The following is a 21,511-nucleotide window of genomic DNA, read 5'->3' on the forward strand; positions in this document are numbered from 1 at the left end:
TTCGGCAGCTTGCGGTTACTCCTTCGGTGAGCAGTCCGCAAACCCACTTGCGGAGCACTGCTTTCCAGAGCGTTGCAGTTCATGCGGTCCTTCTGCCTGAGAGTTTCCGGGGCGGTTGCTCCTTCGGCGCCAGGATCCTTTCACCCGGCCTCTCCCGCATAAACATTGACGTGTCACCACGCCAACCGGGGGACGACCCCGATTGGGGCGGGATTGTGCGAGGCGGACATAGTCTTGTCAATATGCGACATGCGGCCCCCGCAATTTTGCCGGTGCAAATTTTAGGCACCGTCCGACAGGCCGCGCGCAGCCGGCGGCCCGCCGGGTTCAAACGCCCCGGTCGGGACCAGATCAGGTACCGGAAATCGGTAAATTAGATGCGAATAGCAGCCTCAGCGGCGGCGACCTTCATCAAATCCGAAGATGACCTTGGCTTCCGCGCCTGCCGGTATGGTGAATTTCTCTTCGATCAGCGTCCAGGTTTCGCTGGGAGAATTGGCGCCGAGCGTCACCGGAATTTTCAGGATCTCGGAACTGATCGGCTTGGCTCCGCTGCCACCGGGCACAATCGCGACTCGGATCGGCAGGACCACCTCACCGCCCTTCCAGGCGGGACCGGACGTCACATCGCCCGACAGGCCCAGCTTCATGCGGCGGCTGCCGTCGGGTTGCTGCGTGCAGGTGTTGGCCCAGTCCTTCACGGTTGCCTGATAGAGCAGACCCTGCGGGTCATCATCCTTGCCGCGAACATACTTGCGGATCAGGTAGGTGTTGGATTGAAGCTGCAACGCTGGACAGGGAACGGGTGGTGCAAAGGTATCTGGCGAAATCTCGATCGGCTTCTGACCACCGGAAATCACCTTGCCCGCGACACCGTCAGCGGCACTCATGCACCCCGCCAAAGCCGCGGCGGACAGGCCGACGGCCAGAATTTTCTTCAGGGTCTTGCCGGAGACGGCGTGAATCGCACTGATCATCTTCATTCCATAAAATGCAACACTTGTCGGCGGAGCTTCATAGCAGGTGAAGAATTGCTTGGCGAGGCTTGTCAAACGCAAACCTTCAAGCAGCTCATTGTGGCTGAAATGGTTCAGCTTGCCGCACATCCCTTGACACAGCCGGGCTGCGAGCCCTTATTGCGCGCAGAAACGTTCCTCGAAAGAGCATGATGACCGAGAGCAGACAGGAAAAAACACCGCTTGCCATTCACCTGTGCGCCCCCCGCGGGTTTTGCGCCGGTGTCGACCGCGCGATCCAGATCGTGGAACTTGCGCTGGAGAAATATGGCAGTCCGGTCTACGTCCGTCACGAGATCGTGCACAACAAGTTCGTCGTTGACGGGCTGAAGGCCAAGGGCGCTGTCTTCGTGGAAGAGCTGGAGGAAATTCCGGCCGGACACACCGACAGGCCGGTGATCTTCTCGGCGCACGGTGTGCCGAAATCCGTGCCGCAAGATGCCCAGAGCCGCAAGATGTTCTACCTTGATGCCACCTGCCCGCTGGTGTCGAAGGTCCACAAGGAAGCGGAAATCCACTTCCGGCGGGATCGGGAAATTCTGCTCATCGGTCATGCGGGCCATCCCGAAGTGATCGGCACCATGGGCCAGTTGCCGGAAGGCACCGTCAGCCTGATCGAGACCGAGGACGACGCGCGCGCCTTCACGCCGAAGACCGACCGTCCGCTTGCCTACATCACGCAGACCACCTTGTCCGTGGACGACACGGCCGGCATCGTGGCGGTTTTGCAGGAAAGGTTCCCGCAGATTGTCGCTCCGCACAAGGAAGACATCTGCTACGCCACCACCAACCGGCAGGAAGCGGTCAAGCATGTGGCGCCCAAGGTGGATGCGATGATCGTTGTCGGCGCTCCGAATTCGTCAAACTCCCAGCGGTTGCGCGAGGTTGCGGAACGGGCTGGCTGCAGGACGGCAGTGCTGATCCAGCGCGCAACCGACATTGACTGGCAGGATTTCGAAGGAATCACGTCACTGGGTCTGACGGCGGGTGCATCCGCGCCCGAAACTCTGGTAGAGGAAATCATCGCGGCCTTTGCCGACCGGTTCGACGTGAAGGTCGAGATGGTGCGCACTGCCGAAGAAACGATTTCCTTCAACCTGCCGCGGGAGCTGCGCGACATGATCGACGCCTCCCAGGCCGCCGCCGGATAACCCCATGGCTGTTTATACCGAAGTGACCGATGAGGAACTGAACGACTTCATCGGCAGCTATGATGTCGGTCGCCTGCTGTCCTTCAAGGGCATTGCCGAGGGCGTCGAGAACAGCAACTTCCTGGTCCACACGGACAAGGCGTCCTACATCCTGACGCTTTACGAAAAGCGCGTGAACCCGGACGACCTGCCTTATTTTCTGAACCTGTTGCAGCATCTGGCCGCAAAGGGCCTTTCCTGCCCGACGCCTGTTCCCTCCAGGGACGGCAAGCTTCTGGGCACGCTCGCCGGACGGCCGGCGGCGCTCGTTACCTTTCTGGACGGCATGTGGGTCAAACGGCCCAGGGTCGATCATTGCGCCGAACTTGGCAGGTCCATGGCCGAGCTGCATCTGGACGGCGCCGATTACGACGGCTTCCGCAAGAACGCGCTCGACGTCAGCGGCTGGCGGCCGCTGTTCGATCAATGCGGGGAACGCAGCGACACCGTCCATCCCGGCCTTGGCGGCGAGATCGCGCGTGAACTCGATCATCTTGAAAAGGTCTGGCCGAACGACCTGCCGGGCGGCGTGATCCATGCGGATCTGTTTCCGGACAACGTGTTTTTTCTCGGCAACGAGCTGTCCGGGCTGATCGACTTCTATTTCGCCTGCAACGACGCCTTTGCCTATGACATTGCCATCTGCCTGAATGCCTGGTGCTTCGAGCAGGACATTTCGTTCAACGTTACCAAGGCGAAGGCGTTGCTCAAGGGCTATGCCACTGTGCGGCCATTGAGCGAGGCCGAGTATGATGCCCTGCCGACCCTTTGCCGGGGCGCTGCCCTGCGCTTCCTGCTGACGCGGCTTTACGACTGGCTGAGCGTCCCGGAAGGCGCGCTGGTAACGCCGAAGGATCCGCTGGAGTACCTGAAGAAGCTTCGCTTTCATCAGAGCATTTCTTCCGCCGAAGCCTATGGGTTGGAGAGATGACGGAAAACACCAATCGGGTCACGATCTATACGGACGGCGCCTGCTCTGGCAATCCAGGCCCGGGCGGTTGGGGGGTGATCCTGCGGTTCGGGGAGCACGAGAAGGAGCTTTCCGGGGGTGAAGCGGAAACCACCAACAACCGCATGGAACTGATGGCTGCCATCGAGGCGCTGAATGCCCTCAAGCGCCCGTGCGCCGTCGACCTTTATACCGACAGCACCTATGTGCGCAGTGGCATCAAGGAATGGATGTACGGCTGGAAGCGCAAAAACTGGCGCACGGCTGCCAACAAACCGGTTAAGAATGCGGATCTCTGGCAAGCCCTTGACGCCGCGAGGGAACGTCACGACGTGACCTGGCACTGGGTCAAGGGTCATGCCGGCCATCCGGACAATGAACGCGCCGATGAACTGGCGCGCGGCGGAATGGCCCCGTATAAGAACGGCGAAAAAACGAATCCTGTCTGATGAGCAGAGGATTTTGAGTGAGACTTTTCTCGTGGTCCGGCGCAGCGGCAGTGCGCACAATGGTTCCGGATATGGCCGGAAAGGTGCTGATAGTTGCCAACCCGACCTCGGGTGGCTACAACGCCGAACTTCTGGACGACGTGCGCAACCGGCTGGAAGATCTTGGCTGCAAGACCGAGATCCGGCTGACCCGTCACGCCGGTGAAATCGGCGACATCTGCTCTGATCCCTCGTTGCCCGTGCAGACGCTTGTGGTCGCCGGAGGTGATGGATCCGTCAACGAGGCGCTGACCGGGTTTCAGAACCACCCCGCCCCGCCGCAGCTGGGTATTATTCCCTTTGGGACTGCCAACGTGCTGGCACTGGAACTCGGCCTGCCGCGCACTGCAAAGGCGATCGCGGCCTTGATACGGCGTGGGAAGACGAGACAACTGCATTACGGCCTCGCCAACGGCAGGCCTTTCGTGCTGATGGCCTCCGCCGGGTTCGATGCTGAAGTCGTTCACGCCGTGCCCCTGTCCCTGAAGCGGCGCCTTGGCAAGCTCGCCTATGTCATCACGGCCCTGCGCACCGGCTTCAAACGCAAGAGCGCATCGCTTAAAGTCATCCTTGATGGAGAAGAAGTGACCGGCAAGCTCGCCGTTGCAAGCAACGCCCGCCACTACGGTGGCCCCTTCGTCATCTGTCCCGGCGGAGCGACCGATCCGGGCCTGCATATGCTGGTTCTGGAAAAAGACGACCCTTGGTCGTCCTTCTGCTACGGCGTTGCCCTTCTGATGGGCCGCATCCACAAGGCCAAGGGCGCCCTTGTGCGCCCATTCTCATCCGCATCCATTCTGGCAACGGGCGCCGTCGCCGCGCAGGTGGACGGCGACCCCTTCGGCGCGACGCCACTGGAAATCCGGCAGACGGACAAGACAGTGCCTATCCTGGCACCCTGACGCGGAGACCGCGTAGCAACGTCCCCTCGCCTCTTACGCTCCCGAGGACATCATCTCGCGCAGTCATTGCAGGGCCCGCCCCTGCAATCCATGCCATGACCTTGCCCAACCCGAAGCTTCAGCAAAAAGAGAGCCAACGGCGCGACGGAGAGCTTGTAAAGCAGGTTCGCTCGCAACCGTTCCGGAAGGCCCTATTACCGGGAGAAATAGACGCCGGCGAACATCAAGCCGTTTCGGCTTGCGCCGGCATCTTGCGCAGGATCTTGGTGGCTTCCGCCGCCGTGACGGCCTCTCCGAAATAGAAACCTTGAGCGTATTCGCAGCCGAGCTGGTAGAGTTCCAGCGCGTCATTCTCGCTCTCCGCCCCTTCGGCGACGACCGACATGCCAAGGTCATGGCCCATGGCGACAATTGTCCTCAGCAACACCGGCCGCGCGGACGAGCCGTTCGGTTTCACGAAGGACTGGTCGATCTTGATCGTGTCGAACGGGAACCGCTGCAGGTAGGACAGCGAGGAATGCCCTGTGCCGAAGTCATCCAGTGACAGACCCGCACCGAGCCCGCGAAGGCGCTCCAGAACCTTGGCGGAATATTCCGGATTGGACATGACGAGCGATTCCGTCAGCTCCAGTTTCAAGGTGCCCGGAGTGAGCGAGGTTCGCGACAGAACCGCTTTAACATCGTTTATCAGGTCCTGCTTCAACAGTTGGCGCGACGAAAGATTGACCGACGCAAACAGCGGCTGCGGCAACGGGAACTCACGTTGCCAGAACGCCAGCTGCTGCGCGCCCTTGTCGAGCATGTAGATGCCCAGTTCGTTGATCAGACCGGACTGCTCGGCAACCGGAATGAACTCCGACGGTGAAATCTTGCCGCGCTTGGCGTGGTTCCAGCGCGCCAGCACTTCGAAGCCGGCCACGGACTGGTCTTCCAGCCGGATAATAGGCTGGAAGTAGACGCCGAGCGTTTCCTTCTTGATCGCCTCGCGCAGATCGGCTTCCAGGTCGACGATGTTCTTGTCGAGCGGACGTAAGATCGGCCGGAACACTTCCTGCCGGTCACCGCCCAGACGCTTGGCGTGATTGAGCGCGATCTCCGCATTGGTGACCATGTCTTCAACCGCCTGTTTGCCGCCTTCGAAGAAGGCAATGCCGACGGAGCAGGTCAGGAAGATTTCCCGATCACCGAAAGTGATCGGCGCACGGACGGCCTTGCGCAGGGAATCCGCCAGCGCGACGATCCGGTCAGGCTCCTGTTCGGACAAAAGGACAAGGCCGTACTGGTCGCCGGACAGGCGGCCGAGCGTGTCCTGCTGACCGATCAGCCGGCCAAGCCGGCGGGCAACCGTCAGCAGAATGCTGTCACCGGCAGACAGGCCGATGCTGTCGTTGACCTGTTTGAACCGGTCCAGATTGAGCACGAGCAAAGTCGGCTTTGTGGTTTCTTCCGCCCTTGACCGGATGACGCTGGTGCGCAAGCGGTCAACGAAGAGCTCCCGGTTCGGCAGGCCGGTCAGATTGTCGTGGACGGCATCGTGCAGAAGACGTTCTTCCGCCGTGCGTTCCTCGGTTACGTCCAGAAGCGTGCCCACGCAGCGGATCACCTCGCCGTCGGAGCCGATAATCGGACGCGCCCTCAGTCGGAACCACCGGAAATGGCCATCTTCGGAGCGTAGCCGGAAGGTTTGCGTGACCTTGCCGCGGCGCTGATCAATGACCGCGTCCAGCGTTGCCCGGAATCGGTCGCGGTCCTGCGGATGAAGGATATCCAGCCAGTCGCGCGCCGGCCCCTCCAGGGTGCCGCGCTTCAGGTTGAGCAGGTCTTCAACCTCGTTGCCCGTGTAGATGCGGTCGCGGTCAATGTCCCAGTCCCAGATGATGTCACCGGCACCGGTGAGCGCCAGGGCCTTGCGTTCGACATCGGAAATAAGGCCTTGCGCAATCGCACCGCCGGCAAAGGCATGCTGCATCACCGTGAAGCCGATCAGCAGCACGATGAGAACGAGACCGCCGCCAAGGGCCGGCTGAACAATGTCGTTGGACAGATAGCCGGTCACGGTCATCGCCGCCCCGACCAGCCAGGCCATCAGCAGACACCAGGTCGGGATCAGCAGAATGGCGCGGTCGTAATGCTGGAAGGCGAGCACGGCAATGGTGACGAAGCCGAGTATGCCGATGACGGCCAGCGCCAGACGGGCAATACCGGCGGCAATCGACGGGTCCCAAACGGCAACGCCTAGCAGACCCAGGATCAGGATCAGCGTCGTCAGTGCCAGGTGGGAGTAGTGAATGTTCCAGCGGTTGAGATTGAGATAGGCGTAGAGGAAGATGATCAAACTGGCCGCGAGCATGACCTCGGCGCAGGCGCGCGCCAACTGGCTGCCGCCTCCTTCCAGATTGAACACCATGCCCCAGAAGCCGAAATCAATGCACAGATAGGCCAGAACCGACCAGGCGAGCGCTGCCGTGGCCGGGAACATGACCGTGCCCTTGACCACGAACAAGATGGTGAGGAACAGGGCCAGAAGGCCGGAAATGCCCAGAATGATGCCGCGATAAAGCGTGTAGGCGTTGACGGTTTCCTCGTAGACGTCCGGCTCCCAGATCCGGATTTCCGGCAGGTTCGGCGTCGTCATTTCCGCGACGAAGGTGACGATTGAGCCCGGATCCAGCGTGACCAGGAAGACATCGGCCTCAAGACTTTTCTGGCGTTCCGGAGCAATGCCCTGGCTTGGCGTGATCGCCAGAATGCGCGAGGAGCCGAGATCCGGCCAGAACAGGTCGGAGCCGACCAGCTTGTAGTTGGGAGCAACGATCAGGCGGTCGATCTGTTCATCGCTGGTATTGGCCAGCGCAAAAACCGCCCAGTTGGTGTTGGTGCCCTCACGCGAGGGGACCTCGATGCGGCGCACGATGCCGTCCGCACCCGGTGCGGTCGACACCTGCAGGCGGGTTCCGGCCTCGCGATGCAGGTCGACGGAATTGGTGATATCCAGCGCTTCGACATCGATCGGAACAGGGATCGGCTCCAGCGCCCTTGCCGGCAGGCTGCCAAGCAACGTTGCAAACAACGCCAGAGAAATGACAAGGTTTCTGAACACGCTTCTTATCGGATCCGGTATCATAATCGACATGGGGCGAAGAAGTACCGGGTTGTAGCGCATGTCACAAGAATTCTTTCAAGATTCCCTCGACGCTCGGTGCCACCTTTTCAGGTCGTGACGCATGGTCTTCCGCCAAACAGGCAAACAGCAGGTGGTCCTGCCAGGTCCCGTTAATTAACAGATAGTTGCGTGCGTAGCCTTCCCGGTGGAACCCGGCATTTTCGAGCAGACGGATGGACGGCATGTTGGTTGGCAGACAGGCCGCTTCAATACGATGAAGGTTCAAAACGTCGAAACAAAACGGCAAGATCATGGCGACAGCCGAGGACATATGTCCTTTTCCCGCGTGCCGTTCTCCCATCCAGTAGCCAAGTGTCGCAGTCTGGCTGACCCCCCTGCGGATATTGCTGAGGGTCAGACCGCCGAGGATTTCGTTGGTGCGCGCGCGGAACAATAGAAAGGAAAGGCTACGGCCTTCCTTGCGGTCCTTCGAGTAGCGGCGCAAGCGTCGGCGAAAGCCTGTGCGGGTCAGGTCATCGGAAGGCCAGAGCGGCTCCCAGGGCTTCAGGAAGGCCCGGCTTTCGCCGCGCAGCTCCGCCCAGGGCTTGAAATCGTACATGATGGGCGGGCGAAGGTAATAGCCTCCCGCCTCGATCAGCAGTTCGGCGTCAGGTGATGCTCCCGGCCGTAAAAGCGCCATGCCCCACTCTCCGCCTTGTTCTGCCAGTCTTACATGGACGCAGCCCGCAGGACCGGGCTCTGCTGAAGCCGGCCGGCGAGTTCGTCCGCAGTCATGATGCCGTCCACCGGCCCGATCGCCGTCAGCGTCGGCACCGTGCCCACAAAGGTCTGGTGGGCGACCCTGCGGATATCGGCGGCCGTCACGGCTTCGATCTTCGAAGAAATCTCGTCCGGATCGAGCACACGGTTGTGCACGAGGATCTGACGGGCAATCTGACCGGCCCGTGCTGCCGGGCTTTCCAGCGCCATCATCAGGCCGGCGCGGATCTGTGCCCTGGACCGGGCAACTTCCTCGTCGGTGATCGTCTGCGTGGCGGCGATCAGCTCTTCCACGATCATCGGCATCAGAGCCGCCAGGTCTTCCTGGCTGGTGGCCGCATGCAGACCGAACAAGCCGGTATCGGAGAACGCCCAGTGGAAGCTGTAGATGGCGTAGCAGAGGCCGTGTTTCTCACGGATTTCCTGAAACAGGCGTGACGACATGCCTCCGCCCAGAACGGACGCAAGGATCTGGATGGCGTAATAGTCCGCGGATTTATAGGGCTGGCCTTCGAACCCGATCAGAACCTGGGCTTCCATCAGCTCCTTCGGCCGGAGGGTTTCCCCACCCCGGTATCGCGCTTCCGATTCCGGCGCGGCAGGTTCGGAATTGAACCCGCCAAATTTTTCGCGGGCAAGAGCCACAAGCGCCTCATGCTCCACAGCCCCGGCAGCGGCCAGAACCATATCGGGTGCCCTGTAGCGGTCTGAGAGATAGGCGTTGAGCGCGTCCCGGTTGAACCCCTGCACCGTTTCCGGCGTTCCGAGGATCGGCCGTCCGATGGCCTGGTCCGGCCAGGCGGTTTCCTGAAACAGGTCGAATGCCTGATCGTCGGGAGAGTCGTTGGCAGCGCCGATTTCCTGCAGGATCACATGCTGTTCGCGCGTCAGTTCCTGGGCATCGAACGTGGAGTTTTGCAGGATGTCGGCCAGTATATCCACCGCAAGCGGCGTGTCCTCGGCCAGTATACGTGCATAGTAATTGGTGTGTTCGATGCTGGTGGAGGCGTTCAGCTCACCACCAACTGCCTCGATTTCCTCAGCGATTCCGCGGGCCGTTCGAGACTTGGTGCCCTTGAAGGCCATATGCTCCAGCAGATGGGTTATGCCGTTCTGATGGACTGTTTCCGCACGCGAACCGGTGCGCACCCAAACGCCAAGGGCCGCCGTTTTAAGATGCGGCATCTGGTCGGTGACGACCGTCATCCCGTTGTCGAGAATTGTTGTTTGTACTTTCATATGCTCACACCCCAGCAGTAACGGCCCGGGCGTGATCTTCGATGTATTTCTCCACCACGCCCTGTTCCGCCGCCAGAACCTGCTGGCGCTCCTCCGCACTCATCATGTCTCTCAGGTTTTCCGGCAACTCCGGCCGGTTTCCTGATGCCTTTTCCACCGCATCCGGGAATTTGGCCGGATGGGCGGTGCCCAGCACCACCATCGGTGTCTCGCCATTGTCCTGGCTTTTCGCCACATGGACGCCAATTGCCGTATGCGGGTCCAGAAGATAGCCCGCCTCATTCCAGGTCTCGGCGATGGTCGCCGCCGTTTCGTCCTCGTTACAGCGGCCTGCGCCAAAGATCGCGCGCATCTCACGAAGCGGGCCTTCCTCGATCTCGAAACTGCCGGACTGGTTCAACTGATCCATCATGCGGCGGACGGTGCTACCATCACGGCCGCAGACTTCGGCCAGCAGCCGCTCGAAATTGGACGATACCTGGATGTCCATGGACGGAGAAATGGTCGGCGTCACGCCGCGCTTTTCGTAGCGCCCGGTTTCGAGTGTCCGCGCCAGGATGTCGTTGACATTGGTTGCCACCACAAGTTTTTCGACGGGAAGCCCCATCTTCATGGCGGCGTAGCCGGCGAAAATATCGCCGAAGTTGCCGGTCGGCACCGTGAAGGAGATCTTCCGGTGCGGCGCGCCGAGAGCAGCGCCTGCGACGAAGTAATAGACGATCTGCGCCAGAATACGCGCCCAGTTGATCGAATTTACGCCGGACAGCGCAACCCTGTCGCGGAACGAAAAGTGGTTGAACATGCCTTTCAGGATCGCCTGGCAATCGTCGAAGTTGCCGGTCAGAGCCAGAGCATGGACATTCTTTTCCGCCGGCGTCGTCATCTGGCGGCGCTGCACGTTGGAAACGCGCCCGTCGGGGAACAGGATGAAGATATCTGTGCGCTCGCGTCCACGGAAGGCTTCGATGGCAGCGCCGCCGGTGTCACCGGATGTCGCGCCGACAATGGTCGCCCGCAGGTCGCGTTCGCTCAGGACATAATCCATCATCCGGCCGAGCAGTTGCATCGCCACGTCCTTGAACGCCAGCGTTGGGCCGTGGAACAGTTCCAGGATGAAGGTGTTGGGGGCCGTCTGAACAAGAGGTGTCACGGCCGGGTGGCGGAAGCCGTCATAGGCTTCTGCGATCATGGACTTCAGTTTGTCTTCGGGAATGGCATTGCCGACAAAAGGTGAAATCACCTGAAAGGCAACGTCCTGATACGGCTTTCCGGCGAAGGATGCGATGGTGTCGGCATCAAATTGTGGCCAGGTTTCGGGTAAGTAAAGTCCGCCGTCGCGTGCGAGCCCCTGGAGCAGGACATCGGAAAATTCCAGAACTGGTGCTTCACCACGCGTACTGATGTATTTCACCGCGCAACGTTCCTCTTGCTTTTGTTTGTCGCGGGACGCCCGCGTCCCCTGCCTGTTTGCCAGACCTCTGATGCGAGAAAGATCAGCCTACTTGAATTCCGGCAGATTTGAAACAAACCATGCCATCGATGCGACTTACGCGCCATAACATTCAAGCGCAAGTCGCTTTTGGCTAAAATGATGACCGTGGAGAGACAAGTTTCCCGAAACCGACCGCAGGCAGGTACGCTCAGGCGTGCCCGGCATCGCCATAAAGCATGGCGGGGTCGATCCCCATGCTGGCAAGCGCGCGATGCCATTTCTTGTCGGAGGCCCGGTCGAACAAGATGTCCGGATCGGCAGGAGCCGTCAGCCAGCCATTGGCCTGGATTTCGTTTTCAAGCTGCCCCGGCGCCCAGCCGGCATAGCCGAGGGCCAGCATAGCCTGGGCGGGCCCCTCGCCTTGCGCGAGCGCCCGCAGGATCTCCAGCGTTGCCGTCAGGCAAATGCCGTTGTCGATGGCCAGGGTGGACTGGTTCAGCATGAAATCGTCGCTATGAAGCACGAAGCCACGCTCGACTTCGACCGGCCCGCCCTTGTGAACGCTCATGTCGCGAACCTTCGGCGGAAGGCGAATGGCACTGTCGTCATTGACGATGTCAAGCTGGATCAGAAGTTCTTCCAGGGACAGGTGACGGGCCACCTGGTTCACCACAATGCCCATCGCCCCCTGGTCGGAATGAGAGCACAGATAAATCACAGAATGTTCGAACCGGCTGTCTGACATGCCCGGCATCGCAATCAGAAACTGACCTTCAAGGGATTCTGTTGCTGCGGCTCCGGCCATGCATACCTCGTTTTCTGTTGACGCTCTTGGCTCTGCAAAAAGCATAGACCCTTTGAGGGGCTTTGTTAATGTCTGTTTGTGCCCGTCACATGGCAGCCCGCTCACTTCACCGTCACAAGGATATGACCTGAATTGGCCAGTCTGACCGATGACGCTTGCCTGAAACTCGTGTAGCAGAGAAGGCATGAAACGCTCTGTCATCGCCCTTGTAGTTGCCCTCGCCTGCCTTGCCCCGCCCGCCCATGCCGCCATGACAGGCTGGACGGAAGTTCAGGGAGGCGCCGTCAGGCTGATCGCGTCCGGTCCCCTGAAGGACGGCCTCTATGAAGCCGGGCTGGAATTCATGCTCGAGCCCGGCTGGCATACCTATTGGCGCTATCCGGGAGAAGCGGGAATTCCGCCCCAGATCGACACTTCGGCAAGCTCGAACCTCAAGTCCACGGAAGTGCTCTTCCCCGTGCCCGAGCACTATGACGACGGCTTTTCGGAATCGATCGTCTATCACAACGGCATTGTTCTGCCGCTGCGGATCGAACCGGAGACCGCCGACCAACCGGTGACACTGTCGCTGGATGTCTTCTTCGGCATCTGCAACGAGATCTGCGTTCCCGGAGACGCTTCCCTGACGCTGGATCTTGTGCCCGAGGATGAGACCGACAGTCTTGCCCAGACGCTGATTGCGCGCGATCTCGACGCCGTGCCCGATGCCGGGCCTTCAGAGGATCTTCACATCAAGACCGTCACACTGACCGCCTCCGGAGATGCTCTGGAAATCGAGGTTCAGGCACCTGAAGGCACTTCGCCCAATCTTTTTGCAGCAGCACCTGAAGGCTCCTACATCGGCCTGCCGAAACCCTCTGGTGAAAGCAGTCAGAACCCTGTCTGGCGGTTGCCGCTCAAAGGCATGAAAACGACGGAGAATGACACCGACTTGCGGCTCGTGCTGTCAGCCGACGGGCGCGCGGTCGAGCAGCTTTTTGCAATCGATCCTGCCTGGCTGAAATAAGGTGTGACCCCTTGAATATCCCTGGTGCCTGCAGGGCTTCCGAACCGCTTTTGGCACAACCTCCCTCGACGGATGGACCAACAAGCCCTATCTGTGTCGCGGGGCTGCCGTGTCGCTGCAGCCGGTCAATCAAGGGATATTCACTATGACACTTTCTGTTGGGGATCGTCTTCCTGAAGCAACGTTCAACATCATGACCGCGGACGGCCCCGGCGAAATGTCGACCGGCGAGCTGACATCCGGCAAGACCGTTGTTCTTTTCGGTGTACCCGGCGCCTTCACCCCGACCTGTCACATGAACCATCTGCCCGGTTTCATCGAGCATGCGGAAACACTGAAGAACAAGGGCGTCGACACCATCGCTGTCCTGTCCGTCAACGACGTTTTCGTCATGGACGCCTGGAAGAAAGCCTCCAATGCCGGTGACAACATCACCTTCCTGTCCGACACGGGCGCCGCTTTCGTGGAAGCCGCCGGTCTCGGCCTCGGCCCGGCACCGATCTTCGGCCATCTGCGCTCCCAGCGTTTTGCGCTGATTGCAAAAGACGGGGTCGTGACCTTCATGGCCATTGAAGACGCCCCGGGCGAAGCCGTGAAATCAGGCGCTGCCGCTATCCTGGAAGCCCTCGGCTAAGCCGTTTGCAAGCTTGCACGTAAAATGACGAAGGGCCCTGCGGGGCCCTTTTTTGATCGCCCCCTCTCAGCAGGTCATCCCGGACGCAGCAACGCGGAGATCCGGGATGACGTCCGAGAGCCTGGGTTTTCCCGCCGCCCCGGCGCGAAATTCCTTCGTTTCACGAAGCCACCAGCACCACCTACTTGGTCGACGTTTCACCCGCCTGCCTTTTGCGCGGCCAGAGGATGCTTGCGGCGTAAGTCAGGTAGACCCCGATCAGCGTTGCCGCCAGACCGAACCAGGTCAGCGCATAGCCGAGGTGGTCGTTCTTGAAGCGAACGATGGTTTCGCCCGCCTGCGGCAGGCCCGAAGGCGGTGTGAAGGACGCATCGAGATCGATGCTGTAGGGCGCGAGTTTCGAAGGGTCGAGGCCCAGTTCCGCAGCCATCGCCTCCGTATCGCGCGCGAACCAGATACGGTCTTCCTTGCCGGGTTCGGGCGTTGTCCAGTTGGGCTTCTCGCTCAACCGCAACAATCCCGTCAGCTCCCATGCGCCATCCGGCGGCACGATCGCCTGCTGTCGCAGTGTCTTGTCGAGGCCCTGCGGCAGGAAACCGCGATTGACCAGGACAACCCACTCCTGATCCGTTTCGAACGGCGCATAGACCATCACGCCCGGGCCGCCAGCGGCGCCCACCGGGTCACTCAAGGATGTGTAATAGAAGACCGCCCCTTCCAGGAAACGGCCGCTGAGCCTGACGCGCTCATAATCGTCCGAGGACGAAAGGTTCGCCCAGTTTGCAGGTTCGGGTGCGGGCTTCGGCGGGCTCGTCAGGCCGGCTTCGACCTGGTCGATCAGGTTTTCTTTCCAGGCCAACCGGTCAAGCTGCCAGAAACCGAGATTGAGCAGAACAGCCAGTGCCGCGATGGCGGCAAGCGTCGGGAGAATGAGTTTACGCATGGGATTATCTTCCCGGGACCTGCCCGGTCAGGTGTTGTCCTTGCCGTTGTCCAGTTGTCCTTCGGCGGCCTTGTGCCGGAACTGAAGCGCGATCATCAGGCCCTTCAAAGGCCGCAGCACCCCGCCCGCCAGAATGACGGTGAGCGGCAGCCAGAGGATCAGGTGCACCCAGATCGGCGGCTGGTAGGACAGTTCGACGAAGAGCACCAGACCGACCACGATGAAGCCGACGATCATGATGACAAAGACTGCCGGGCCGTCGCCGCTGTCAGCGAAGGAATAGTCAAGTCCGCAAGCCATGCAGGATTTCTTGACGCTCAGGAAACCGTCAAAAAGCTTGCCCTGACCACAGCGCGGACATTTGCCCGACAGGCCGGCGGTAACCGGGTTGACCGGTGGGAAATGCGCCTTGTCTTCCATGATGTGCCTCACGCTTCAGCGGAAATGGAAACGCCCGATCCGGGGGCCGGATCGGGCGTTGTTCGTGCCGGTGTGGCGCGAACCTAGTGAGCGGCCGGTGTGCCTGCGCCCCAGATATAGATGGAGACGAACAGGAACAGCCAGACGACGTCAACGAAGTGCCAGTACCAGGCAGCCGCTTCGAAGCCGAAATGCTTCTCGACGGTGAACTGACCAGCCAGAGCACGGAACAGGCAGACAGCCAGGAAGATGGTGCCGACGATAACGTGGAAACCGTGGAAACCGGTCGCCATGAAGAAAGTCGCGCCATAGATGTTGCCGCCAAAGTCGAATGCAGCGTGAGAGTATTCGTACACCTGGCAGATGGTGAAGAGAATACCGAGCAGAACCGTGCAGGTCAGACCCCACTTCAGACCATCGCGGTCGTTGTGCAGCAGTGCATGGTGGGCCCAGGTGACCGTGGTGCCGGAGCACAGCAGGATCAGCGTGTTGAGCAGCGGCAGGTGCCAGGGATCGAAGGTTTCGATGCCGGCCGGCGGCCAGTGACCGCCGGTTGCCTCGACGCGGGCATACTGGATGGCTTCGCTGGTGAAGAGCGATGCATCGAAATAGGCCCAGAACCAGGCAACGAAGAACATCACTTCCGAAGCGATGAACAGCAGCATGCCGTAGCGCAGATGCAACGAGACCACACGGGTGTGGTGACCCTGAGCGGATTCGCGAATGGTGTCGCGCCACCAGCCGAACATCACATAAAGGACGATCAGCAGGCCGACGGCGAACAGGCCCCAGCCGGTGAGGTTCATGCCGAAGAGAACGAATTCCGTCCCCTGTGCCAGTTTCATGAAGCCGATGGCACCCAGTGCCATGACAAACGCACCGACGGATGCGATGAACGGCCACGGACTTGGATCGACCAGGTGATAGTCGTGATTTTTGGTATGTGCCTCAGCCATCGGCAAGCTCCCCAAAGACATTCATTTCAGGCGCGGTTGCGCCAATCACTCAAACTTTGTTTCAGCTTCGGCCTTCTCGGCCTTGGCTGCAACAGGACGTTCCGGTTGTTCTACCGGGAAGAAGGTGTAGGACAAAGTGATTTCCTTTACGTGTTTCAGCTCAGGATCCTTGTCCATTTCCGGGTCGACAAAGAAGACGACCGGCATTTCGACAGTCTCGCCGCTTTCCAGCGCCTGCTCGGTGAAGCAGAAACATTGCAGCTTGTTGAAATAGGCCCCTGCGGTCGGCGGCGACACGTTGAAAGTCGACGTACCGACTGTCCTTTCGGAACCCGTATTGGTTGCCACATACTCAAGCTGGGCGGTTTCACCCATCTGAAGCGTGACCGAACGCTGCACCGGTTTGAACTTCCAGGGCAGCTCGTGATTGACGTTGCCGTCGAAGCGCACGGTGATCTTGCGGTCTAGGATCACGTCGCTTTCAGCGGTGGCAACCTGTGTGGTGCCGCCAAAACCGGTGACGCGGCAGAAAAGATTGTAGAGCGGCACGGCGGCATAGGCCGCCCCGACCATGAACATGAACACGCCAGCGCAGACCACCGCGACCTTGCGGTTGCTGCGTGACAGGTTGGAAGTGTCTTGTCCGTTGCTCACGCGATCTCCCTCAAAGCGCCCGGTCCAGAATACCGGGGCCCAGTTTGACGATGGTCACGACATAGAACAGCAAGACGAGGCCGCCGAGCACGCAGGCAATCGCGATCGACCGAGACCGGCGCTTCTTCTTCTGTTCTTCGCTGAGCATGATGCCCTGGTCTTCCTTGGCCATAACGTCACGCTCCTGCGATCAGGCTTTCGCCCAGAAGAAGGGCAAACAGCATGAACAGGTAAAAGATCGAGAACTTGAACAGGCGCCAGCAGGCGGCCTTCGCCGGGTCGCCTTCGCGTTTGCGCCACACATCAAAGGACAGGCCGACGAAGATGGCGCTCAGAACCGCAGACGCCACGCCGTAAACGGGGCTGGCAAAACCAAGCAGGTAAGGCGCAACACCGACAGGTGCGAGCAGAACGGCATAGGCCAGAATGTGATGCCGTGTCACTGTCTCTCCGGCGACAACGGGCAGCATCGGGATCTTGGCAGCCTGATAGTCGCCGTTCTTGACCAGCGCCAGCGCCCAGAAATGCGGCGGCGTCCACATGAAGATGATCAGGAACAGCACAAAGCTTTCCAGGCTGACGCTGCCGGTAACGGATGCCCAGCCGATCATCGGAGGGAACGCGCCGGCCGCGCCGCCGATGACGATGTTCTGTGGCGTCGAGCGCTTCAGCCACATCGAATAGACGACCACGTAGAAGAAGATGGTGAAGGCCAGGAACGCCCCGGCAAACCAGTTGACCAAGAGGCCAAGCAAGACCACCGAACCGATCGACAGCGTCACGCCGAAGGCCAGCGCTTCGTCCCGCGTGACCTTGCCGGCCGGGATCGGCCGCTTGCGGGTCCGCGTCATGACTTCATCGATGTCGGCGTCGTACCACATGTTGAGTGCGCCGGAAGCGCCCGCACCGATGGCAATACACAGGATCGCGACGACGCCGAGCACCGGATGCACGGTTCCCGGTGCCAGCATCAGGCCGACAAAAGCGGTGAAGATGACCAGGGACATCACACGCGGTTTCAGGAGCGCCACATAGTCGCTCACCGATCCCATGCCACCGTCCCAGACGGCGGTTTCCTGGCTCATCATATCCTGGCGCTCAACGAGCGACATAGGCGCGTCCTTTGAATTCTTGTTTTCGACCGCGATCCAGGGATCGCGCATCCGGGTGCACATGGCCCGGCAGATTTCTTTAAAGGGAGCACCGCGCCGGTTGCCGGCGCGGTGCTGATCTTGACCGGGAGGTCACCCTCCCACCGCGGATTACTTGATCCGCGGCAGAGTCTCGAACTGGTGGAACGGCGGAGGAGAAGACAGCGTCCACTCCAGGGTCGTTGCGCCTTCACCCCACGGGTTGTTGCCGACGACGCGCTTCTTGGAGAACGCTTCGACGATGCCGAAGAGGAACACCAGAACCGCGAAGGCCGAGATGTAGGAGCCGATGGAGGAAACGAAGTTCCAGCCGGCAAATGCATCCGGATAGTCGACATAGCGGCGCGGCATGCCGTTCAGACCCAGGAAGTGCTGCGGGAAGAACACCAGGTTCACGCCCACGAAGGTGATCCAGAAATGGGCCTTGCCGATCGTCTCGTTGTACATGTAGCCGAACATTTTCGGGAACCAGTAGTACCAGGCCGCGAAGATTGCGAACACGGCACCCAGCGACAGCACGTAGTGGAAGTGAGCAACCACGTAGTAGGTGTCGTGGAACGAACGGTCGAGACCGGCGTTGGCGAGCTGCACTCCCGTCACACCACCAACGGTGAACAGGAAGATGAAGCCGATTGCCCAGACCATTGGCGTGCGGAACTCGATGGAGCCGCCCCACATGGTGGCGATCCAGGAGAAGATCTTCACGCCGGTGGGAACTGCGATCACCATGGTGGCAGCCACGAAGTAGGCCTGTGTCTCGGAAGACATGCCGACGGTGTACATGTGGTGTGCCCACACGATGAAGCCGACGACGCCGATGGCGACCATGGCGTAGGCCATGCCCAGGTAACCGAAGATCGGCTTGCGCGAGAAGGTGGAAATGATGTGGCTGATGATGCCGAAGCCCGGCAGGATCAGGATGTACACTTCCGGGTGACCGAAGAACCAGAACAGGTGCTGGAACAGGATCGGGTCACCGCCACCGGCAGGTGCAAAGAACGTGGTGCCGAAGTTACGGTCGGTCAGCAGCATGGTGATGGCACCAGCCAGAACCGGCAGGGACAGCAGCAGCAGGAACGCGGTGATCAGCACGGACCAGGCAAACAGCGGCATCTTGTGCAGGGTCATGCCCGGCGCACGCATGTTGAAGATGGTCGTGATGAAGTTGATGGCACCGAGGATCGAGGATGCACCTGCGATGTGCAGGGCCAGGATCGCCAGATCCATTGCCGGTCCGGGCTGACCCGAAGTGGACAGCGGCGGATAGATGGTCCAGCCGCCACCGACACCGTTGGAGCCCGGAGGACCTTCAACGAAGAGGGAGAGAAGCAACAGCAGGAAGGCCGGCGGAAGCAGCCAGAAGGAAATGTTGTTCATCCGCGGGAACGCCATGTCCGGCGCACCGATCATGATCGGCACGAAGTAGTTGGCGTAGCCGCCGATCATGGCCGGCATCACCATGAAGAAGATCATGATCAGGCCGTGAGCGGTGGTGAACACGTTGAACAGGTGCGGATCGCCGAAGATCTGCATCCCCGGTTCCTGAAGTTCCATTCGCATGCCGACGCTGAGCGCGCCGCCAACGATACCTGCCATGATAGCGAACATCAGGTACATGATCCCGATGTCCTTGTGGTTGGTCGAATAGACCCAGCGGCGCCATCCGGTCGGATGGCCATGTGCCGCATGTGCTTCGGTCGCAGCCATTTTGGGCTCCCTCTTTCAGACTTTCTCAGCGGCGCTGCATGACATAGCGCGCATCGCCAAACAGGATCGCCGCCGCATTATTTCGCGGCGACAGAGATCTCTTCAAGCTTGCCTGCGGCAGCCAGCTTCTTGGTATCGGCGATCGACGCCAGGAGCTGCTGGTTTGCAGTGTCCAGATCGTCCTGAGCGGCAGTCGACCAGGTCTGGAACTGATCCTTGGAAACCACCCGGATCGCGATCGGCATGAAAGCGTGATCCTTGCCGCACAGCTCGGAACACTGACCGTAGTAGACGCCTTCCTCGCGAGCGTGGAACCAGGTCTCGTTCAGGCGGCCCGGAATGGCGTCGACCTTGACGCCGAAGGACGGCATCGCGAAGGAGTGGATCACGTCTTCGGAAGTCACCTGGACGCGAACCGTCGTGTCGACCGGAATGACGAGGTCGTAGTCAACGGACAGAAGGCGCGGAACTTCGTTCAGCGTCACGCCACGGGCGTCTGCCACTGCCTGGCGCTCGTCGTCCTTGACCATGATGGAGTCAAAGGAGAGCTCACCCATGTTTTCATCGGTGTACTCGTAGCCCCAGTACCATTGGTAGCCGGTCGCCTTGACGGTCATCTCGTATTCGGGAATGTCGAGCTGCTTGTAGAGCAGCCGGAAAGACGGGATCGCGATCACGACCAGGATCAGGATCGGAGCAACCGTCCAGACCACTTCGATCATGGTGTTATGCGATGTCCTGGACGGAACCGGGTTCTTTTTCGCGCTGAAGCGGGTCATGCAGACGATCAGCAGCGCAAGCACGAACAGCGTGATTACGGTGATGATCACCAGGGTGAACCCATTGAACCAGGTAATGTCGTCCATTACATCGGTGGCAGAGGCCTGAAAGCCCAACTGCCATTCCTTGATGCCGGATTCCGCTGCCAGGGCCGCTGTCGACACTCCAGCAAAAGTTGCCGCCGCACCGGCCATAGTCATGAGACGCTTGAAGACTGCCTTCACGTCCGCGCTCCCTTCCCTCATCCGCCTCAAGTGGCGGAAAATGCTAAATTTCCGGACTCAGATCCGGTCCAATCCGGTGCGGCAGTAGCGGGCTTGGCGGCACTGCGCAAGCCAAATCTGCTGCGTCCTGGCGTTGGACAAGGTCATGAGTTTGACCGGACTATAACCACAAACTCATATAAAGGGCGATGGCTACCATCGGGCATAGCGGCGATGTGCCGCATCAATCCACCGACACCTTTGAGCCGCACAAAAACCACAAGAAACGCCGACCTGCAACGGAATTTCCAACTTTTCACAGCCACCACAAGCGCTCAGCCTTTTGACAAGGGTCAAGGACATGCGAATTTTCGACAAGAATTGCGGTTAATCCTGCGCTTCGTGAGCCGCCGGACTGGAAACGCGCGCCGTCATGCGTCAATGTCTGGCTTGGAATTACACCTTGATTCGCCAAGAGGCCGCTTCTTTTCGGCAGGCCGCCAGAAGCGAACCGGACAACGATTGACTGGAGGATTTCTTGTCAACCCAATTGCCGCAGTCACCGGCTGCCCGCCCTAACGGACGTTCCAGACTGTCTTTTTCCAAACTCGCGGCCATCGCCGGAATCGTCTGCAGTTCGTTGACATACGGAAATCTGCCCGCCGCGGCACAAGGCGAGGTCCGCTCGACTCACGGCGACTGGCAAATGCGTTGCGACACGCCCCCCGGCTCCACCGGCGAGCAGTGCGCGCTGATCCAGAACGTCACTGCCGCCGACCGGGAAAACGTCGGCTTGTCCGTGATCATCCTGAAAACCGCTGACAAGCAGGCCCGCATTCTCCGGGTTCTGGCACCGCTTGGCGTGCTGTTGCCATCCGGCCTTGGACTGAGGGTCGATAATGCCGATATCGGCCGCGCAGGTTTCGTCCGCTGCCTGCCCAACGGCTGTATTGCCGAGGTCATCCTGGAAGAAGATCTGCTCAGCAAGTTGCAGGCAGGCTCGCAGGCCACCTTCATCATCTTCCAGACCCCGGAAGAAGGGATCGGCATTCCGATCTCGCTGAACGGTTTCTCCGCGGGCTTTGACGCCCTGCCCTGACCGAACACCAGGCAACAAGAACACGAAAGGCGCCCCTGAGGCGCCTTTTTCTGT

At 60.3% G+C, this 21,511-nt stretch carries 21 protein-coding genes and 1 riboswitch; of the genes, 7 read left to right on the forward strand and 14 right to left on the reverse strand.

The window, feature by feature from the left end; genetic code table 11:
* Window positions 1–74: 74 nt before the first annotated feature.
* A riboswitch (glycine riboswitch) is annotated at window positions 75–167 on the reverse strand.
* Between the two features lie 225 nt (window positions 168–392).
* Window positions 393–977 (reverse strand): hypothetical protein, encoded by a 585-nt coding sequence (locus V1T76_RS02490; RefSeq protein WP_330559036.1) that lies wholly within the window; start codon window positions 975–977, stop codon window positions 393–395.
* A gap of 188 nt (window positions 978–1,165) precedes the next feature.
* Here V1T76_RS02490 and ispH point away from each other — a divergent pair, with 188 nt between their 5' ends.
* The 4 genes from ispH to V1T76_RS02510 are packed head-to-tail and all read left to right on the forward strand — an operon-like array spanning window position 1,166 to window position 4,545.
* Window positions 1,166–2,167: a 4-hydroxy-3-methylbut-2-enyl diphosphate reductase gene (gene ispH / locus V1T76_RS02495; RefSeq protein WP_330559037.1), complete on the forward strand. Its 1,002-nt coding sequence runs from the start codon at window positions 1,166–1,168 to the stop codon at window positions 2,165–2,167.
* Between the two features lie 4 nt (window positions 2,168–2,171).
* Window positions 2,172–3,137 carry a homoserine kinase gene (gene thrB, locus V1T76_RS02500; protein WP_330559038.1) on the forward strand — a complete coding sequence of 322 codons (966 nt, stop codon included), beginning with the start codon at window positions 2,172–2,174 and terminating at the stop codon, window positions 3,135–3,137.
* Window positions 3,134–3,604, forward strand: coding sequence for a ribonuclease HI (rnhA, locus tag V1T76_RS02505; protein ID WP_330559039.1), 471 nt, complete (start codon window positions 3,134–3,136; stop codon window positions 3,602–3,604). Before thrB ends, rnhA begins: the two co-directional genes overlap by 4 nt.
* A 17-nt stretch (window positions 3,605–3,621) precedes the next feature.
* Window positions 3,622–4,545 (forward strand): diacylglycerol/lipid kinase family protein, encoded by a 924-nt coding sequence (locus V1T76_RS02510; protein WP_330559040.1) that lies wholly within the window; start codon window positions 3,622–3,624, stop codon window positions 4,543–4,545.
* A gap of 223 nt (window positions 4,546–4,768) precedes the next feature.
* Here V1T76_RS02510 and V1T76_RS02515 read toward each other — a convergent pair whose 3' ends face one another.
* From V1T76_RS02515 to V1T76_RS02535, 5 genes are all read right to left on the reverse strand, one after another.
* Window positions 4,769–7,678 carry an EAL domain-containing protein gene (locus V1T76_RS02515; RefSeq protein WP_330559041.1) on the reverse strand — a complete coding sequence of 970 codons (2,910 nt, stop codon included), beginning with the start codon at window positions 7,676–7,678 and terminating at the stop codon, window positions 4,769–4,771.
* A gap of 31 nt (window positions 7,679–7,709) precedes the next feature.
* On the reverse strand, window positions 7,710–8,348 hold the full coding sequence (locus tag V1T76_RS02520; protein WP_330559042.1) for a GNAT family N-acetyltransferase: 639 nt from the start codon (window positions 8,346–8,348) through the stop codon (window positions 7,710–7,712).
* A gap of 29 nt (window positions 8,349–8,377) precedes the next feature.
* On the reverse strand, window positions 8,378–9,667 hold the full coding sequence (locus V1T76_RS02525; protein WP_330559043.1) for a M16 family metallopeptidase: 1,290 nt from the start codon (window positions 9,665–9,667) through the stop codon (window positions 8,378–8,380).
* A 4-nt stretch (window positions 9,668–9,671) separates the two neighbouring features.
* Window positions 9,672–11,078 carry a threonine synthase gene (gene thrC / locus V1T76_RS02530; protein WP_330559044.1) on the reverse strand — a complete coding sequence of 469 codons (1,407 nt, stop codon included), beginning with the start codon at window positions 11,076–11,078 and terminating at the stop codon, window positions 9,672–9,674.
* Between the two features lie 229 nt (window positions 11,079–11,307).
* Window positions 11,308–11,904, reverse strand: a complete 597-nt coding sequence (locus tag V1T76_RS02535; RefSeq protein WP_006935711.1) for a YqgE/AlgH family protein — start codon at window positions 11,902–11,904, stop codon at window positions 11,308–11,310.
* Between the two features lie 184 nt (window positions 11,905–12,088).
* Here V1T76_RS02535 and V1T76_RS02540 point away from each other — a divergent pair, with 184 nt between their 5' ends.
* The gene (locus tag V1T76_RS02540) at window positions 12,089–12,910 is read left to right on the forward strand and encodes a protein-disulfide reductase DsbD domain-containing protein (RefSeq protein WP_330559045.1); all 822 of its coding nucleotides are present in this window, start codon (window positions 12,089–12,091) and stop codon (window positions 12,908–12,910) included.
* Between the two features lie 145 nt (window positions 12,911–13,055).
* The gene (locus tag V1T76_RS02545) at window positions 13,056–13,544 is read left to right on the forward strand and encodes a peroxiredoxin (protein WP_330559046.1); all 489 of its coding nucleotides are present in this window, start codon (window positions 13,056–13,058) and stop codon (window positions 13,542–13,544) included.
* A 181-nt stretch (window positions 13,545–13,725) separates the two neighbouring features.
* Here V1T76_RS02545 and V1T76_RS02550 read toward each other — a convergent pair whose 3' ends face one another.
* The 8 genes from V1T76_RS02550 to coxB all read right to left on the reverse strand — a co-directional run bounded on the left by V1T76_RS02550 (window position 13,726) and on the right by coxB (window position 20,400).
* Entirely contained in the window at window positions 13,726–14,487 is a 762-nt protein-coding gene (locus V1T76_RS02550; RefSeq protein ID WP_330559047.1) for an SURF1 family protein, read from the reverse strand.
* Between the two features lie 27 nt (window positions 14,488–14,514).
* Entirely contained in the window at window positions 14,515–14,910 is a 396-nt protein-coding gene (locus V1T76_RS02555) for a DUF983 domain-containing protein (RefSeq protein WP_330559407.1), read from the reverse strand.
* A gap of 80 nt (window positions 14,911–14,990) precedes the next feature.
* Entirely contained in the window at window positions 14,991–15,863 is an 873-nt protein-coding gene (locus tag V1T76_RS02560; protein ID WP_330559048.1) for a cytochrome c oxidase subunit 3, read from the reverse strand.
* A gap of 45 nt (window positions 15,864–15,908) precedes the next feature.
* The gene (locus V1T76_RS02565) at window positions 15,909–16,517 is read right to left on the reverse strand and encodes a cytochrome c oxidase assembly protein (protein ID WP_006935705.1); all 609 of its coding nucleotides are present in this window, start codon (window positions 16,515–16,517) and stop codon (window positions 15,909–15,911) included.
* A gap of 10 nt (window positions 16,518–16,527) precedes the next feature.
* Entirely contained in the window at window positions 16,528–16,689 is a 162-nt protein-coding gene (locus V1T76_RS02570) for a hypothetical protein (RefSeq protein ID WP_330559049.1), read from the reverse strand.
* A gap of 4 nt (window positions 16,690–16,693) precedes the next feature.
* Complete coding sequence (locus V1T76_RS02575) at window positions 16,694–17,629, reverse strand: heme o synthase (RefSeq protein WP_330559050.1); 936 nt, start codon at window positions 17,627–17,629, stop codon at window positions 16,694–16,696.
* A 150-nt stretch (window positions 17,630–17,779) separates the two neighbouring features.
* Window positions 17,780–19,375 (reverse strand): cytochrome c oxidase subunit I, encoded by a 1,596-nt coding sequence (ctaD, locus tag V1T76_RS02580; RefSeq protein ID WP_209168418.1) that lies wholly within the window; start codon window positions 19,373–19,375, stop codon window positions 17,780–17,782.
* Window positions 19,376–19,452: 77 nt separating this feature from the next.
* The gene (gene coxB / locus V1T76_RS02585) at window positions 19,453–20,400 is read right to left on the reverse strand and encodes a cytochrome c oxidase subunit II (protein ID WP_442970072.1); all 948 of its coding nucleotides are present in this window, start codon (window positions 20,398–20,400) and stop codon (window positions 19,453–19,455) included.
* Between the two features lie 574 nt (window positions 20,401–20,974).
* Between coxB and V1T76_RS02590 the strand changes: the two genes are divergently transcribed.
* Entirely contained in the window at window positions 20,975–21,457 is a 483-nt protein-coding gene (locus V1T76_RS02590; RefSeq protein ID WP_050789405.1) for an invasion associated locus B family protein, read from the forward strand.
* Window positions 21,458–21,511 lie beyond the last annotated feature (54 nt).

Source organism: Roseibium sp. FZY0029, assembly GCF_036350355.1.
Classification (GTDB): Bacteria; Pseudomonadota; Alphaproteobacteria; order Rhizobiales; family Stappiaceae; genus Roseibium.